General features: G+C 59.0%; 22 protein-coding genes. 7 read left to right on the top strand and 15 right to left on the bottom strand.

The window, feature by feature from the left end; translation table 11 throughout:
* The first annotated feature begins 27 nt into the window (after positions 1 to 27).
* Positions 28 to 318 (top strand): hypothetical protein, encoded by a 291-nt coding sequence (locus BM399_RS20890; RefSeq protein WP_143111363.1) that lies wholly within the window; start codon positions 28 to 30, stop codon positions 316 to 318.
* Positions 319 to 325: 7 nt separating this feature from the next.
* Here BM399_RS20890 and BM399_RS21485 read toward each other — a convergent pair whose 3' ends face one another.
* From BM399_RS21485 to BM399_RS20895, 8 genes are all read right to left on the bottom strand, one after another.
* Entirely contained in the window at positions 326 to 451 is a 126-nt protein-coding gene (locus BM399_RS21485; protein WP_280140534.1) for a hypothetical protein, read from the bottom strand.
* A 130-nt stretch (positions 452 to 581) separates the two neighbouring features.
* Positions 582 to 926, bottom strand: a complete 345-nt coding sequence (locus tag BM399_RS07425; protein WP_143111364.1) for a hypothetical protein — start codon at positions 924 to 926, stop codon at positions 582 to 584.
* 573 nt (positions 927 to 1,499) lie between these two features.
* Positions 1,500 to 1,781 (bottom strand): hypothetical protein, encoded by a 282-nt coding sequence (locus tag BM399_RS07430; RefSeq protein WP_143111365.1) that lies wholly within the window; start codon positions 1,779 to 1,781, stop codon positions 1,500 to 1,502.
* A gap of 30 nt (positions 1,782 to 1,811) precedes the next feature.
* Positions 1,812 to 2,339, bottom strand: a complete 528-nt coding sequence (locus BM399_RS07435) for an HD domain-containing protein (protein WP_092866708.1) — start codon at positions 2,337 to 2,339, stop codon at positions 1,812 to 1,814.
* 261 nt (positions 2,340 to 2,600) lie between these two features.
* Positions 2,601 to 3,557 carry a patatin-like phospholipase family protein gene (locus BM399_RS07440; RefSeq protein WP_092866710.1) on the bottom strand — a complete coding sequence of 319 codons (957 nt, stop codon included), beginning with the start codon at positions 3,555 to 3,557 and terminating at the stop codon, positions 2,601 to 2,603.
* Positions 3,558 to 3,714: 157 nt separating this feature from the next.
* A complete protein-coding gene (locus BM399_RS07445) occupies positions 3,715 to 3,921 on the bottom strand; it encodes a hypothetical protein (RefSeq protein ID WP_092866712.1) in 207 nt (68 codons plus the stop codon).
* A 77-nt stretch (positions 3,922 to 3,998) separates the two neighbouring features.
* The gene (locus BM399_RS21490) at positions 3,999 to 4,124 is read right to left on the bottom strand and encodes a hypothetical protein (RefSeq protein WP_280140535.1); all 126 of its coding nucleotides are present in this window, start codon (positions 4,122 to 4,124) and stop codon (positions 3,999 to 4,001) included.
* Between the two features lie 196 nt (positions 4,125 to 4,320).
* Positions 4,321 to 4,506: a hypothetical protein gene (locus tag BM399_RS20895; protein WP_143111366.1), complete on the bottom strand. Its 186-nt coding sequence runs from the start codon at positions 4,504 to 4,506 to the stop codon at positions 4,321 to 4,323.
* Positions 4,507 to 4,661: 155 nt separating this feature from the next.
* Here BM399_RS20895 and BM399_RS07460 point away from each other — a divergent pair, with 155 nt between their 5' ends.
* Positions 4,662 to 4,859 carry a hypothetical protein gene (locus BM399_RS07460; protein ID WP_092866718.1) on the top strand — a complete coding sequence of 66 codons (198 nt, stop codon included), beginning with the start codon at positions 4,662 to 4,664 and terminating at the stop codon, positions 4,857 to 4,859.
* A 16-nt stretch (positions 4,860 to 4,875) separates the two neighbouring features.
* Here the strand turns inward: BM399_RS07460 and BM399_RS07465 are convergent, their stop codons facing one another.
* From BM399_RS07465 to BM399_RS07490, 6 genes are all read right to left on the bottom strand, one after another.
* Positions 4,876 to 5,118 carry a hypothetical protein gene (locus BM399_RS07465; protein WP_143111367.1) on the bottom strand — a complete coding sequence of 81 codons (243 nt, stop codon included), beginning with the start codon at positions 5,116 to 5,118 and terminating at the stop codon, positions 4,876 to 4,878.
* A 95-nt stretch (positions 5,119 to 5,213) separates the two neighbouring features.
* Positions 5,214 to 5,558: a cupin domain-containing protein gene (locus tag BM399_RS07470; RefSeq protein ID WP_092868106.1), complete on the bottom strand. Its 345-nt coding sequence runs from the start codon at positions 5,556 to 5,558 to the stop codon at positions 5,214 to 5,216.
* Between the two features lie 24 nt (positions 5,559 to 5,582).
* Positions 5,583 to 5,942: a PRC-barrel domain-containing protein gene (locus BM399_RS07475; protein WP_092866722.1), complete on the bottom strand. Its 360-nt coding sequence runs from the start codon at positions 5,940 to 5,942 to the stop codon at positions 5,583 to 5,585.
* A 79-nt stretch (positions 5,943 to 6,021) separates the two neighbouring features.
* A complete protein-coding gene (locus tag BM399_RS07480; protein WP_244531145.1) occupies positions 6,022 to 6,453 on the bottom strand; it encodes a low affinity iron permease family protein in 432 nt (143 codons plus the stop codon).
* 144 nt (positions 6,454 to 6,597) lie between these two features.
* Positions 6,598 to 6,843, bottom strand: a complete 246-nt coding sequence (locus BM399_RS07485) for a hypothetical protein (RefSeq protein WP_092868108.1) — start codon at positions 6,841 to 6,843, stop codon at positions 6,598 to 6,600.
* 190 nt (positions 6,844 to 7,033) lie between these two features.
* Entirely contained in the window at positions 7,034 to 7,369 is a 336-nt protein-coding gene (locus BM399_RS07490) for a hypothetical protein (protein ID WP_143111368.1), read from the bottom strand.
* Between the two features lie 754 nt (positions 7,370 to 8,123).
* Between BM399_RS07490 and BM399_RS07505 the strand changes: the two genes are divergently transcribed.
* The gene (locus BM399_RS07505) at positions 8,124 to 8,474 is read left to right on the top strand and encodes a hypothetical protein (RefSeq protein WP_092866733.1); all 351 of its coding nucleotides are present in this window, start codon (positions 8,124 to 8,126) and stop codon (positions 8,472 to 8,474) included.
* A gap of 69 nt (positions 8,475 to 8,543) precedes the next feature.
* Positions 8,544 to 8,762 carry a hypothetical protein gene (locus BM399_RS07510; RefSeq protein WP_092866736.1) on the top strand — a complete coding sequence of 73 codons (219 nt, stop codon included), beginning with the start codon at positions 8,544 to 8,546 and terminating at the stop codon, positions 8,760 to 8,762.
* 95 nt (positions 8,763 to 8,857) lie between these two features.
* On the opposite strand, the gene BM399_RS07515 is transcribed toward BM399_RS07510, so the two are convergent.
* Positions 8,858 to 9,211: a hypothetical protein gene (locus BM399_RS07515; protein WP_092866738.1), complete on the bottom strand. Its 354-nt coding sequence runs from the start codon at positions 9,209 to 9,211 to the stop codon at positions 8,858 to 8,860.
* 560 nt (positions 9,212 to 9,771) lie between these two features.
* Here BM399_RS07515 and BM399_RS07520 point away from each other — a divergent pair.
* From BM399_RS07520 to kdpB, 3 genes are read left to right on the top strand one after another with little or no spacing between them, the layout of a single operon-like run.
* Positions 9,772 to 9,861, top strand: a complete 90-nt coding sequence (locus tag BM399_RS07520; protein WP_143111369.1) for a K(+)-transporting ATPase subunit F — start codon at positions 9,772 to 9,774, stop codon at positions 9,859 to 9,861.
* A 12-nt stretch (positions 9,862 to 9,873) separates the two neighbouring features.
* Positions 9,874 to 11,577 carry a potassium-transporting ATPase subunit KdpA gene (gene kdpA, locus BM399_RS07525; protein WP_092866742.1) on the top strand — a complete coding sequence of 568 codons (1,704 nt, stop codon included), beginning with the start codon at positions 9,874 to 9,876 and terminating at the stop codon, positions 11,575 to 11,577.
* Positions 11,578 to 11,597: 20 nt separating this feature from the next.
* Positions 11,598 to 13,709, top strand: coding sequence for a potassium-transporting ATPase subunit KdpB (gene kdpB / locus BM399_RS07530; RefSeq protein WP_092868109.1), 2,112 nt, complete (start codon positions 11,598 to 11,600; stop codon positions 13,707 to 13,709).
* The last annotated feature ends 2 nt before the right edge of the window (positions 13,710 to 13,711 follow it).

Raw genomic sequence — 13,711 nt, forward strand, 5'->3', positions numbered from 1 at the left:
GCAGCGAAACGGACGGTTTCAAGGAACATGTCGAAAGACGAAAAACTTCCTGCCACGATCAGGGCCAGCGACTATCTCGAAATATGCCGCGAAAAGGCGCTAGACGCCTACACGATCGAAGAAGCGATCTACTGGCACAATGAGATCATCACCGAGCTTTCGATCGAACTTCACACCGTCCAAACGATGCACTGGCCCGACACGGTCAAGGCCAGCATGATGATTGCTTTGGAAGATCGCTTAAGTCAGCACGCTGGCGCCGTCACGCGGCTGGCAGGCATTCTCGAAAGAAACGAGCAGCTTATCTGGCAGCCTTAGCGGCCGATCAGCCTTTCGCGCCTTCGCTGTTACGCGCGCGCTTGGCGGCCTTTTCCGTGCGCTTCACCGCATTTTCGAGCTTCTTCTGGCGGGCGACAATGCGGCGGCGGCGATTATCGGACATCGTGGGCATAAGTAGTGCACTCCTCGGATTGTGGTCAAAGACCCCGAGCCGCCAAAGCTGTCAGCCCGGGATCTTGCGGGCCTCTAGTAGCAGACCCAGACGAATTCGGCATAATAATTTGACCAGCGCCAGCAGGGCCCTATGCCGTAAGGATACCACCTTCCGTGCCAGAAGCGGCGGCCATGACCGCCGCGCGGGCCGTGGTCTCGAAACCGTTCTCGGCCGCGAAAACGTTCGCCGCCGCGAAATCGTTCTCCACCTCGAAAATGTTCACCGCCGCGAAACCGTTCTCCACCACGAAAACGTTCGCCGCCTCGGGGGCCGCCGCCGCCCGGAGGTCCGCCTTCACGGAATTGACCGCGCGGCGCACCCCCTCCCGGTCCGCCGCCGCCCCCACCTCCGCCTGGACCACGGCCACCACCGCCTGGACCACCTCCGCCGCCTCCGCCGCCGGGGCCGGCTGTGTGGCCGCCTCCTCCGCCACCACCACCTCCCCCACCTGGTTGACCCGACACGGCAAGCGGCATGCACAGCGTGGCGATCAGAGCGAACGCAAATGGAAGGTGACGCATCATCATTGGAGGCCTCTCCTTTTGGGTTTCCGCATTTTGTTTTCGAGCTAGCTTTTCGACCTAGCTCATGGCTCGCGGCCTACCACACTCCACGCTGCTCCTTCCAAATAGAGCGCCGGGTGGTGAACCAAACAGAATGGTTCGTTCCGGTTTTTTCGCGCGGATTTCTCGCCTCGTTTTACGTCGCTACGTCACGCGATTTTCCGCACGCGATTTGAAGTAATTTGTCCTCGATCGGAATGATATCTGTTGCACGGCGCAGGCCGCGCAACTGACGCGCCGGGACCTGAAAAGAGAAAGCACCCTGGCGGGGGGAGCCAGGGTGCTTAGGTCTTCACGGCTGAAAGGAGCACACCGGGGGGAGGTGCTGCCGTGGTGTGGAGAATACTTGCGGCTGGCGTACCCGTTCCCGCGACATCCAGTCGATTTGCGGCGCACCCTGCTTTGGCCGCGTCAGAAGGCGCCCGGCCGCCAGGCGCACATGCTCAGTGGTCGCCCGTCGATGGCGATGCCGGCTCGGAATTGTTCGTCTTCTTGTCGCTCGATTTATTTTCGTCGTGCGGTAGCTGCCTGGATTGCTCCGAGGGCAACGTCCGCTCGGTTGTCGCTCCGCCCATCGTATTGGCGTCGCCGCCCTGCGATGGGCCTCCCGCTTTGTTTGTATCGTTCGTCTGCGGCTGGCCGGTGCGATTGACGTCGTCGGCAAATGCGGCCGAGCCTATCGTCATCGCTAAACATGCAGCAGAGGCAATGGCGGCGCGTCTCATTTCATGGTCTCCGATTTGGACTTTGCGAAATCAAAGAGAGGCGGATTCCGTCACGATCGCCGCCTTCTGGAAAAGCGGAAGCCTCAGCAAGCGGCTGGTTTCCACCTCCGCCATTTTCTTCAGACAAAGCCGCTTCTCCTCGAGAAATGTCGGGCCAAAAGAGGGATTGTGAAGCACGATCGCCGAGCCGTTATCGATGATGTCTGCGAGCTTGATGAGCTTGGCGTCCCACGGAGCGCGCGACAGTCTCCACGCGGCTTGTATCGCTCGCGACGCGCGGCTTCCCTTCTCCGTATCGGTCAGCCAATAGACCAGCTCAGCAACGGTCTCGCCGAATTTCTGATGGATCTCTTCGATACTCGTGTCGGTTTTCTCGATCGTATCGTGAAGAAACGCGGCGGCGATAATTTCTGAACTTTTATATCCGTACTCTTCGAGGATGGCCGCGACCCCATCGAGATGCGCGATGTACGGACGCCCGTCATGCTGGCGCACTTGTCCGCTGTGCTTCGCAATCGCGAAATCTTTCGCATCATGTATGATCGCTGATACCAGCATGGGGAACCGTTCAGTCTCTCCTCAAAACCATCGTCAGCGTCCGCACGATTGTTCGCCGGATACTAGACGCTGACCGAGCGGATACGGTTTCGAAACGGTGGCAATGTGCCCTAGCCTGGAGCGGGAACTGTCAGCAACTGTCAGCGTAGGGATGATAAAGCAAACGGGTCACCCGTTCGTTGCCAAGGCATGCTCAGTTTGAAGCGCTTTAGCGATGCCCGTCGTTCGAGATGCCCGAGAGCTCCGCTCCGGCATTGCCTGTCATCCGGCAAACAGCCGCGTGTTCAGATGCACCGGCGGCGGCGTTTTCAAATATCGTTCGATCATCGGAATGTGCGGCTCGATCGCTGCTCTTCCGGCGTCCATCATTTCATCCGCGCGATGAAAGTCGAGAACGCCTATATCAGCGAGATCGGGCGTGACGAGCAAATCCGGCGGGTCGCCCATCAGGCGCGCTCGCGCGATGCGGTCGTGAAATATGCTGAACGAGTTCAGGATAACGGATGTGATGCCCGGCGCGCCGTCTTGGCGCTGCCCAAAGATTTGCCGATGGAGCAGCTGGAGCGCGCCGCTGCCGTTCCATCGCGTGATCGGCGTTTCCTCGACGACGATTTCGCCCGGGATTTCCTCGTCGTCGTCATCGCCGATGCAGATCCCGCCGCGCCCGAACTCGCTCGTCAGGTTGACGCCGACGACGACACGCGCCCCGAGGGCGCGGCAGACGGAAACGGGCACGGGGTTGACGAGGCAGCCGTCTACCATCCAGCGGCCATTGAGGCGTACGGGCCGAACAATCCCCGGGATGGCGGACGAAGCACGGACGGCCTCGGTGACGCAACCCCGCCGCAGCCATACTTCATGTCCCGTCGCGAGGTCGGTCGCGATGGCGGCGAACCGAACCGGGAGTTGCTCGATCGTCAGGCCGCGCAAATGATCGTCGAAGCGATCGAAGAGCCGCTGTCCGGCAATCAGGCCCGAACCCGAAACGCTCAAGTCCAAAAAGCTGAAGACGCGCCGGCGCGTGAGTTGGCGCGCAAAATCCGCGAGGTCGTTCAACCGGCCCGATGCGTAATGGCCTCCGACGATCGCGCCTATCGACGTTCCAACAACGATCTCAGGCTCCAGTCGAGCCTCGGCCAACCCTTGAAGAATTCCTATATGGGCCCATCCCCGAGCCGCACCTCCGCCCAAGGCTAACGCGAATTTCTGCTTCGCCATTTCCGCCACCTCTTGCCGCGACCCAAAGAACGGCGTTCCCACAACGCGCGAAGAGGCATTTTGTTCGATTTGGTTAGACGGCTGGGCTCAGAGCGCGGCAAAGTTGCTGTGGCGAAATGGAGCACAAGATGCGGAGAGCCCGCAGCTCTGGGCGATCTCAGGCAGCGACTTTGCGGTTACGGAAGTCGGAAGCGCAGACTTCGTTCAACACCTGATGAAGCTGGTGTCGCGCTTCCCGCAAGTGCCTCGTGCATTCGTCACGTTGTGCGATGTCGAGATAAATCGGTGCTGCCTTCAGGTCTTTCTCGAGCTCGCACACCGCCTTCAGAACGTCGTAGACATGATTGACGGCTTTCTTGCGCATCGCAGCCACCTCCGTTTGCTCGGTTCGACGTGGTTAACCACGCGTCGCAAACTGAGTTCCAGCGAAACGATCAAATGTCAGTCGAACTCGCCCTTCTGTTGCAGCTCGTGAAGGAACTGACGCAAATCATAGCATTCGTCATTGATCATCTTAAGCGCCATCTTGGCTTCGAAGGATTTGCCTTCGGCCCGCGCGCAATCCAAGCGCGACGCCTCCCCTCGAATTAAATTCAGGCTTTTGACGATCCGATCTGCGGCTTTAACTGTGCCCATGACACACACCCCGTTTTGTGCGTCCAGACTTTTTTCGCGCAAAATGCGGCGACGAGTTGGCAAGCCAACGTCACGTTCAGTTGCCGGACCTACACATTTGGACGCGGGGGCCGTGCGGCGCGCACCGTCAATCGGTCGAGGGCGCCGAGTCGCGGTCGCTAGCTGCAGCCACGATTGCCGTCGTTTCAACAGCGGCGCGGCGTTTTCGCGAAGCCGTACGCGGATTGCCTGGGAGGAGAGAATAGTAAAGAAGCGTCCCTGCGATCAAAAACGTCCCGCCGAGAACTACGATCATCGTCGCGACATTGCCCATGCGCGCCTCTCCTTTTTTGAGCAACGCCTGGTGAAAGAGGGCAGTTCCGCGTGGCACCGCTTCGCTTGCGACGGGCGGCAAAAACCACGCGGGAACACTGATGGTGTGCACACGTTACGAAATGACTGGGAAGCGCAAACAGGAAAAGGAAAGTGATGATTGTGGCGCGCGATATTGATGATTGGATGTTTCATTTCGAACGGCAGGCCGGACCCCGGCTGAAAGAGATTTTTGAACTCAATCTCGATGGCTTGCCGCCGGCGATCGCGTCGCGCCTGAAGAAATTGCGAACGGAAGAACACCCTCAGGCCGATGATCATGACGCCAAAGATGCGTCACCACACAAGCGATGAGATTTTGCGCGTTTCCCTAAATAGCAAGATCGGCATCCCGCTCCGTCCAATAGAGGTCGGCAAGACGGTCGAGGATAGAATCGGGAAGCGGATTTTTCGCGACCTCTGAGTAGAGATAATTGTTCGCTCTTACGAAAGCCGGGTCCGCTACCCTCGGCTTCTCGTCCGGTCGCGGCAAGAATTCTTCACCCATAAGCGACGTCTGCCAAACGCGAGACATCGATACGGACCAAATCCAGAGTGCCATTGCGGGGTGCATTTGACGTTCTCCTGAAAAAACCAGGAGTGAAACGCGCTGGCGCATCGTTAGGTTTCGATTCCGTTCGCTTCGAGCCCGCGACAATCGCGCCGGATTTACTCAGCCTTGCCTGCGGGGCGTGCCTCCCCGCTACTTGTATAGGCGGGCGGCACATAGAAATTCAGAGTCTTCATTGGAACGTTCGAGGTATTACGGACCTCATGCGTCTCACCGTGGGAGATGAGAATAAGCGATCCCGGCTGAAGCGGATAAGCGTGCCCGTTGACGATCGCCTTTCCGCTTCCGCTTTCGACATAGAGCCACTGGTCGGCTCCTTTGTGGAAGTTATCTTTCCCACCTTCACTCTCGCCGGGTTCGATCACCATTGAGGCGGCCTGCGAACGGTCGTCTCCGATGAGGACGTTGAATCCCTTCGCGTACTTTACGTTCACGTGTTCCATCGGTGCCGTTTCCATTGCTGCCGGCTAGCGCGGCTCAAGCTCCCAGTAACCTGGTGCACCATATGCTTCGTGCAAACGGCCTTCCGCATCGCGATTTCGCAACGACAGCGGATCAAGATCGGGCGAAGCTTGGAGCTGTTGCTCTGTGATGCCTGTCACATAGCCTTCGAGTTCAGGGTCCCAGCGAAGCGCTGTCCACGGAACTACGTACTGGCTTTTTCCGAGCCCTAAAAATCCGCCGAAGCTCAACGTGGCATAGCGAACTTTTCCCGTCATCGTGTCGATGATCAAATCATCTATGCTGCCGATCTCGGCGTGGGCTCCATCATAGACAGCTGTTCCCGCTACCCTGCTCGTCTCCAAAAATCTGCTTTCGGCCTGCATTCTGTTGGTCTCCTTCTTCCGTAACCGGAGGCTAAAGGCCAACGCCGCCTGCAACGCATTGTTCCGACTGCTGTGGTGACTAGGTATGCCGCCGCTTCGTAAATTCCGCTTGGAATTTGGCGATCTCTTCCTCGGTCGCGTGCTCGAGATCGATCAGAATATTGCGCGCACTCTGGGTGCTGCGAATAAGCTCATCAAGCTTCAGCTGGATAGCTTTGCCGTCCTTATTCTGGCTGTGCTGGATGAGGAACACGGCGAGGAATGTTACCAGCGTCGTGCCTGTGTTCACCACGAGCTGCCACGTATCGGAATAATGAAAATAGGGACCGGTTGCAGCCCAGAGTAGAACCGAAATCGTCGCGACTACGAAAGCCGAGGCCGAGCCAATGACGATTGCCGATCGGCCTGCAAATTCGGAAAATCCGCGCATCATCTTTTGGCGCCATCCAAGCCGCACGGCTTTAGCGCGTTCGGTTGGCTCGGTCGGAATGTCTTGAGTTGCGATAGTCATGTTGGCAGCACCGGCGAGGGGCGCACCCTTCGCGCATAAAATCCGCGCATCGGGAGGCGCGCCCGCCGCGATCTATTTAACGTTTTCTGAAACGCCGGATGTGCCGACGTTGTTCCGGGCCGCTGCTGTCCGCGACCTTTTGGGTCAAACGCCGGAGGCGTCTTTAACGCATTTCTTCGTGAAGCTCGTCTGTGCCGCTCCGTGCAAATTCTTCGCCTTGGCATCGGCGTCGCATTTCGCCGTCGCGTCTTTCTCGCATTTGGTCATGAAGCTATTGAGCGCCGCACCTGCCAGCTTTTTATCCTTTGCAGTTGCACTGCAGGACATATCGGCAGCCAGTGATGCGCCGGTCAGACATACGCTCATGATGACCGCAAGGATTATTCTCATGGTTTCCTCCATCATTGCCGAAGGACGATCGGCGATGCCGGCCGTCACTTGCTTGGCATACTGATTGATACGTCAATTTTGTTCGGCATCGTCAATTCGCGCGAACGAGCTTACCGAAAAGTAAAGTCGGAAGTCCGCGAAGGGTTCGTCGCTGCCATAGCCACTCTCTTGATCCATCTTCAGGTCAGGTTCATTTCGGCTGAACACTCTGATCGCCACCCGGCTCGCCCGGCGGCACGATCACCGGCATCTTGTCTCCTGTGTGCGCGGGTGGTGGCTGATGAATTCCAGGATCGACACCCTGCGGGGGCTTCAGAACACCGTTGTTCTCGTCGAGCTTCTTGCTGAGGGGGACATCCGCAGATTTTGTATCCGCCGCGTCGTTGCCCTTTTGAGGCGCCGCGGGTTCAGCAGGCGTTGTCGTCGGGTCCGCGCTCCCCGCTTGCACATCGTATGAGGGCGAATAAGCGGTCAATGCCACGACTGCACAGAACACGACCGACAAAATATGACCGCGCATTATCATTCCTTTCGCCTCCACTGACGTGAAGCCCGAACTTCAGCCCAGATACTCGGCAACTACTGGGCAACGGGCTCTTCCCCGTTCGAGTTCCGAACAATTGCAACCATCAGCCGGAGGGAAGGTTTGCAAGCGGAGGGAATTTGAAAGCGAAGGGAACTTGTTGGACCGCGCGTTGGTAAAGTTCCCGCCACGGCACGCACTTACCCTAGTGCGGCTGCCCCCAATGCCGTGGCTAAAAGGAGCACCCCGGTTTGGCAGGGGATCGGGGTGCCTCCACATTTTCACCGCTGCAAGGCTACTAGGCTGTTCGCGACGAGCCGGGCTCCGTCTCGGACTCGGAAGCTGATTTCCTCATGAGCGAGTTCAGCTGACCGAACAGCAATGGTCCCTCGACCTGGTCATCCTGATAGCCCTCCTCGCGAAGCTTGCGCTTGATATCCGCGACCGACGTGCAACGCCCAGAGCGCGCAAGTTCGAAGGCACGTTCCAATTGTGAAACCCGAATTTCCACAGCAATGCTCCTCAATGCTCCATTGTACTTTTCGCGGGTCCAGCGCTCCGAATTGACGACACCAATACTTGCGGTTCAGTACCCGGCACCTTGGCCCGCCATTATTCGGCCACTTCGCCTTGCGTTCAGCTTCATCGCTATGTCTCCAATCCGCGCTTGCCGTCTCTTTGAGACGCGGGCGACAGCCATGCGCAAAATGGCTGAGGGCGGTTTGGGGTTCCGACCTCTTTTTGGAATTTACTTAAAATGACGGATCAGCAGCCTATCGCCGCGCAAACCCGCGTGTTCATTGCCTGCAGTGAGGAATTCAGAAACCGGAAAGCCATCATGGAAGCCTTGGGTTCCATTTTTCTCGATACCATCGACGGGCAGCGTGAATATTTTTACTTCGATTGCCCGGCCTTGACCGAGATCTTCGACGATGGCGTTTTCAACCGCTCTGCCTTTCGCCGTTTGAACTCCGGCGACCCAAAGGACGCGTCCACCCTCAGATCCTTGAACTTTACGCATATCGTAGCGGGCGGCGACGATACCTTCGTCAAAGCGCTGGTATCGAATCTGGGCGCGCCGGAAGCGGCCATCGTGCGCCTCATGTGAGGCGGTCGCGAACCCCGATTGCCTCGAAGAGTTATCGAGAGAGAGACATCTCGAGATCGAGGACTGTCAATGGGCAAACGCAAAGCACAAGTCGTCGAGCCGGAAGCATTCGATCCGGACGAGCCGTCGCCCGTGTTGGTTCCGCTACCGGGAAGGCCGGAGAGCGTGCCCTCATATCCGGGAGATGATGACGATTCCGACGACGAGCGGGAAGACGAGAACGAGGCTGTTCCGGACGAGGACGGCCCTTCACTCCGTCGCGATCGACGTCGGAATCGAAAATCATGATGCCGAGCGCGATCGCTTGCGCGAAGACATCGCCGACATATGGAAACCGGGCGGAATGCCGCCCGGTCTCGCTTATTCGCTGATGATCGGCTTCGCTAATGGACGGCGCGATATGTTTGCGCGCTCTGCTCTGCAATCAGTCCCTTGACTGCGATGATCGCGCTCGACATCCGGCGGTTTGCCGAATAGCGCGCAGGTGGCTCCGACGTAAAGACGGCGGGTATGTTGCGCTCGGAAATCGAGCGGCAGAAGGAGATGGTTTCCGGATCTTGCGAATACGGAAGAATGACCGCGTCGATCGCTTTTATAGCGAGCAGCTTTTCCGCCAACGCGAAGCTTGCGACCACATGGGTTGCGGCGCCTGCGGCAATGAACGACTGGCGCAAGTCGAAAGCCACTTCGCCATTCGGATCGATGATGAGCACGGAGAGATTTTTCAGAGACGTCATAGTGGGTACCTTGCGGCGCGATACGGTCGCGCTTTCCGCTTGGAGCTAGAACCGATATGGGGGTTCGAGCAGTCCCAGGATGACAGCAACGCGACCGGGCAACGTGCTGACAAAACTTTTCGATGATCCCGGCAGGGCCAGCTATGCATCTGCACGGAGTTCAAGCAAGCTTAATTGCATCACCACACGAACAATCGTCGCTGCATCGCACATGCTAAAGGCAGTCTGAAGACGATTTGGAATTCCTAAATCGGCCGGCTTTTGCCCCGTTCACAAATCATCATATTTCGGTTGGCATGCAACGAGCGCTCTTGCATAGTCCGGGGAAGTCAAGCCCCAGCATCTTTATGAGATTCCTATAAGTCCTTCCGTCCGGTCAGCTCGAATTCATATGCGGCGAGTGGCACGTAATCGCCTGCTCGCCATCCATCCTTGCGCGAGATCACCAGTTCAGGATCGGAAACATCAAATGTTCGACACCATCCTTCTGGCAGGCGGCCTGGCGCTGTTCGCGGCGTCGATCGCCTATGCCTTCGCCTGCGACCGTCTGTGAGGCTTCCATGGCATTCGATTACACCTTGGCGGCGGTCGTCACCGCAGGCCTGCTCATCTACCTCGTCTACGCGCTCGTGCGTCCAGAATCCTTCTGAAAGGCACCTCAAATGACCCTCGTCGGTTGGGCGCAGATTGCCCTTTTCTGCGCAGTCGTCATTGCGCTCGTGAAGCCTCTCGGCTGGTATATGAACCGCGTGTTTTCCGGCGAGAGGACGTTTCTTTCGCCGGTTCTTCGGCCGATTGAGAATTCTCTTTATAAAATCGCCGGGGTGAACGAACGCTCCGAGCAGGATTGGCTGACATATGCCGTCTCGATGCTGATATTTCACATCGGCGGTTTTCTGATCCTCTATGTCCTGCTTCGTACGCAGGGCTTTTTGCCGTTCAACCCGCAAGGCATGACGGCGGTCGCGCCTGACCTGTCGTTCAACACCGCCGTCAGCTTCATCACGAACACGAACTGGCAGAACTACGGGGGAGAAACGACCGTTTCGTATCTCACCCAGATGCTCGGGCTGACCCATCAAAACTACCTGTCGGCCGCGACGGGCATCGTCGTCGCCATCGCGCTCATTCGCGGCTTCGCGCGGGCATCGACGCGCAATATCGGCAACTTCTGGGTCGATATCACCCGCTGCACGCTTTACGTCCTCTTGCCGATTTGCATCCCTTTGGCGCTCTTCCTCGTTTGGGACGGCATACCGCAGACGCTCGGCGCGTACGTTGATGCAACGACGCTCGAAGGCGCCAAGCAGACAATCGCTGTCGGCCCCGTCGCGTCGCAGGTCGCCATCAAGATGCTCGGCACCAACGGCGGCGGCTTTTTCAACGCCAACGCGGCGCATCCTTTCGAAAATCCGACGGCCTTCAGCAACTTCATCCAGATGGTTGCAATCTTCGCGCTCGGCGCGGCGCTGACTAACGTCTTCGGCCGCATGGTCGGAAATCAAAAGCAAGGCTGGGCCATCCTTTGGGTGATGGGCGTGCTCTTCATCGCCGGCGTCGCCGTTTGCTACTGGGCTGAAGCCGCGGGCACCACGGGCATCAACGATCTCGGTCTTGTGGGTGGCAACATGGAAGGCAAGGAAGTTCGCTTCGGGATACCCGCCTCCGCGCTTTTCGCCGTCATCACGACCGCGGCATCGTGCGGCGCCGTCAATGCCATGCATGACAGCTTCACCGCGCTCGGCGGCATGATCCCGCTGATCAACATGCAGCTCGGCGAGATCATCGTTGGCGGCGTCGGCGCGGGCTTCTACGGCATGCTGATATTCATTGTCATCGCCATCTTCGTTGCCGGCCTCATGGTCGGCCGCACGCCGGAATACGTCGGCAAGAAGATCGAGGCGAAGGAAGTGAAGATGGCAATGCTCGCGATCCTCGTTCTTCCTCTCATGTATCTGGGCTTCACGGCCGTGGCGTCGGTGCTCCCGTCCGCCTTGGCGTCCATCGCGAACCCCGGACCGCATGGCTTCTCGGAGATGCTCTATCTCTACACGTCGTCAACGGCGAACAACGGCTCGGCGTTCGCCGGCATCACCGGTAACACCCCGTTCTACAACATCACGGGTGCTATCGCGATGTTCGTCGGCCGCTTCTTCATGATCGTTCCCGCGCTCGCGATTGCGGGCTCCATGGCCGAGAAGAAGATCGTGCCGCCATCGGCCGGCACATTTCCGACGACCGGCGGCCTCTTCGTCGGAATGGTCGTCGGCGTCATCGTGATCGTTGGTGGCCTGACGTTCTTCCCTGCCCTCGCCCTTGGCCCGATCGTCGAGCAGATCTCGATGACCAGAAACATGCTCTTCTGATGGTTCCGGAGACACTCGCTATGGAAACTACCGTGCGCAAGAAGCGCTCGATCTCAACGATGCTCGATCCCGCTATCGTCCTTCCGGCGATTGGGTCGGCATTCGTGAAGCTCGATCCCAGAACGCTGATCAAGAACCCGATCATGTTCGTGCTCGAGGTCGTGTCCGTTCTGACAACGATCATTTTTGTCCGGGACGTCATCGAAGGTGGACACGACCTCGCCTTCACGTTCCAGATTATCGTGTGGCTGTGGTTTACAGTCCTCTTTGCGAATTTCGCCGAAGCGATCGCCGAGGGGCGCGGCAAGGCGCAGGCCGATGCGCTTCGCCAGCAACGCACCGAAACGCAGGCGAAGCTGATGAGCGGCGCGGGCAAGAACTTCAAGCTCGTCCCGGGCACATCGCTCGCTGTCGGCGATGTGGTTCTCGTCGAAGCCGGCGATACGATCCCGTCCGACGGCGAGGTCATCGAGGGCATCGCTTCGGTGAACGAATCCGCGATCACCGGCGAATCGGCCCCGGTCATTCGCGAATCCGGCGGCGACCGTTCGGCCGTGACCGGCGGCACGCAGGTTCTGTCCGACTGGATCGTCGTCCGCATCAGCGCGGCGCAGGGATCGACATTCCTCGACCGCATGATCCGGCTCGTCGAAGGCGCGGAACGCCAGAAGACGCCGAACGAAATCGCGCTCAATATTCTGCTTGCCGGCCTGACGATCATTTTCGTCTTCGCCACGGCCACAATTCCGAGCTACGCGGCTTATGCCGGTGGCACCATCTCGGTCGTCGTACTCGTTGCGCTGTTCGTGACGCTCATTCCGACCACGATCGGCGCGCTTCTCTCGGCAATCGGCATCGCGGGCATGGATCGCCTCGTGCGCTTCAACGTCCTCGCGATGTCCGGCCGTGCGGTCGAAGCGGCGGGCGACGTCGACACGCTGCTTCTCGACAAAACCGGCACGATCACGCTCGGCAACCGGCAGGCAACCGAATTCCTGCCGCTGACGGGCGTCAGCGAAGCCGAGCTTGCGGATGCTGCGCAGCTTTCGTCTCTGGCCGACGAAACGCCGGAAGGCCGTTCCATCGTCGTACTCGCGAAGACGAAGTATGGGCTTCGCGGCCGTGAAGTCGCCGATGTGAAGGCGCGCTTCATACCGTTTACCGCGCAGAGCCGGATGAGCGGCGTCGAGACCGAAGAGTCCTCCATCCGCAAGGGCGCTGTCGATGCCGTCATTCGATACGTCAACTCCCTTGGCGCCGCGTCTCTGTCGGCGGGATCTGCCGCGCAAGCCCTGCGGCCCGCGATCAGCACTGAAACCGCGCGCGAGATAAAGGCAATAACCGACGCGATCTCCAAATCGGGCGGCACGCCTCTGGCCGTCGCCAAGGACGGAAAGCTGCTCGGCGCCATCCATCTCAAGGACATCGTCAAAGGCGGTATTCGCGAACGCTTCGCAGAACTCCGCCGGATGGGCATTCGCACGGTCATGATCACCGGCGACAACCCGATGACGGCGGCGGCGATCGCGGCAGAGGCTGGCGTCGACGACTTCCTGGCGCAGGCGACGCCTGAGGACAAGTTGCGCCTCATTCGCGACGAACAAGCCAAGGGCAAGCTCGTTGCGATGTGCGGCGACGGCACCAATGACGCCCCTGCGCTGGCGCAGGCCGACGTCGGGGTTGCGATGAACACCGGCACCGTCGCCGCGCGTGAGGCCGGCAATATGATCGACCTCGACAGCAACCCGACCAAGCTCATCGAGATCGTGGAAATCGGCAAGCAGCTGCTGATGACTCGCGGCGCCTTGACGACGTTCTCCATTGCAAACGACGTCGCCAAATACTTCGCGATCATTCCCGCGATGTTCCTCGCCTTCTATCCGCAGCTGCAAGCCCTCAACGTCATGAACCTCGGCAGCCCGCAAAGTGCGATCCTGTCGGCGATCATCTTCAACGCGCTGATCATCATCGCCTTGATCCCGCTCGCGCTCAAAGGCGTCGCCTACCGCCCGATCGGCGCGGGCCCGCTGCTTCGCCGGAACTTGCTGATCTACGGGCTCGGCGGCGTCTTGATCCCGTTCGTCGGCATCAAGGCCATCGACATCGCGGTCAATGCTCTGCACCTCGTTTGATA

Source organism: Hyphomicrobium facile (assembly GCF_900116175.1).
Classification (GTDB): domain Bacteria; phylum Pseudomonadota; class Alphaproteobacteria; order Rhizobiales; family Hyphomicrobiaceae; genus Hyphomicrobium_B; species Hyphomicrobium_B facile.

Bases quoted from the DNA above. Each gene is read 5' to 3' on its own strand.
- BM399_RS20890 (WP_143111363.1), top strand. From the start codon at position 28: ATGTCGAAAGACGAAAAACTTCCTGCCACGATCAGGGCCAGCGACTAT.
- BM399_RS21485 (WP_280140534.1), bottom strand. From the start codon at position 451: ATGCCCACGATGTCCGATAATCGCCGCCGCCGCATTGTCGCCCGCCAG.
- BM399_RS07430 (WP_143111365.1), bottom strand. From the start codon at position 1,781: ATGAGACGCGCCGCCATTGCCTCTGCTGCATGTTTAGCGATGACGATA.
- BM399_RS07435 (WP_092866708.1), bottom strand. From the start codon at position 2,339: ATGCTGGTATCAGCGATCATACATGATGCGAAAGATTTCGCGATTGCG.
- BM399_RS07440 (WP_092866710.1), bottom strand. From the start codon at position 3,557: ATGGCGAAGCAGAAATTCGCGTTAGCCTTGGGCGGAGGTGCGGCTCGG.
- BM399_RS07445 (WP_092866712.1), bottom strand. From the start codon at position 3,921: ATGCGCAAGAAAGCCGTCAATCATGTCTACGACGTTCTGAAGGCGGTG.
- BM399_RS20895 (WP_143111366.1), bottom strand. From the start codon at position 4,506: ATGGGCAATGTCGCGACGATGATCGTAGTTCTCGGCGGGACGTTTTTG.
- BM399_RS07460 (WP_092866718.1), top strand. From the start codon at position 4,662: ATGATTGTGGCGCGCGATATTGATGATTGGATGTTTCATTTCGAACGG.
- BM399_RS07465 (WP_143111367.1), bottom strand. From the start codon at position 5,118: ATGCACCCCGCAATGGCACTCTGGATTTGGTCCGTATCGATGTCTCGC.
- BM399_RS07470 (WP_092868106.1), bottom strand. From the start codon at position 5,558: ATGGAACACGTGAACGTAAAGTACGCGAAGGGATTCAACGTCCTCATC.
- BM399_RS07475 (WP_092866722.1), bottom strand. From the start codon at position 5,942: ATGCAGGCCGAAAGCAGATTTTTGGAGACGAGCAGGGTAGCGGGAACA.
- BM399_RS07480 (WP_244531145.1), bottom strand. From the start codon at position 6,453: ATGACTATCGCAACTCAAGACATTCCGACCGAGCCAACCGAACGCGCT.
- BM399_RS07485 (WP_092868108.1), bottom strand. From the start codon at position 6,843: ATGAGAATAATCCTTGCGGTCATCATGAGCGTATGTCTGACCGGCGCA.
- BM399_RS07490 (WP_143111368.1), bottom strand. From the start codon at position 7,369: ATGATAATGCGCGGTCATATTTTGTCGGTCGTGTTCTGTGCAGTCGTG.
- BM399_RS07505 (WP_092866733.1), top strand. From the start codon at position 8,124: ATGACGGATCAGCAGCCTATCGCCGCGCAAACCCGCGTGTTCATTGCC.
- BM399_RS07510 (WP_092866736.1), top strand. From the start codon at position 8,544: ATGGGCAAACGCAAAGCACAAGTCGTCGAGCCGGAAGCATTCGATCCG.
- BM399_RS07515 (WP_092866738.1), bottom strand. From the start codon at position 9,211: ATGACGTCTCTGAAAAATCTCTCCGTGCTCATCATCGATCCGAATGGC.
- BM399_RS07520 (WP_143111369.1), top strand. From the start codon at position 9,772: ATGGCATTCGATTACACCTTGGCGGCGGTCGTCACCGCAGGCCTGCTC.
- kdpA (WP_092866742.1), top strand. From the start codon at position 9,874: ATGACCCTCGTCGGTTGGGCGCAGATTGCCCTTTTCTGCGCAGTCGTC.
- kdpB (WP_092868109.1), top strand. From the start codon at position 11,598: ATGGAAACTACCGTGCGCAAGAAGCGCTCGATCTCAACGATGCTCGAT.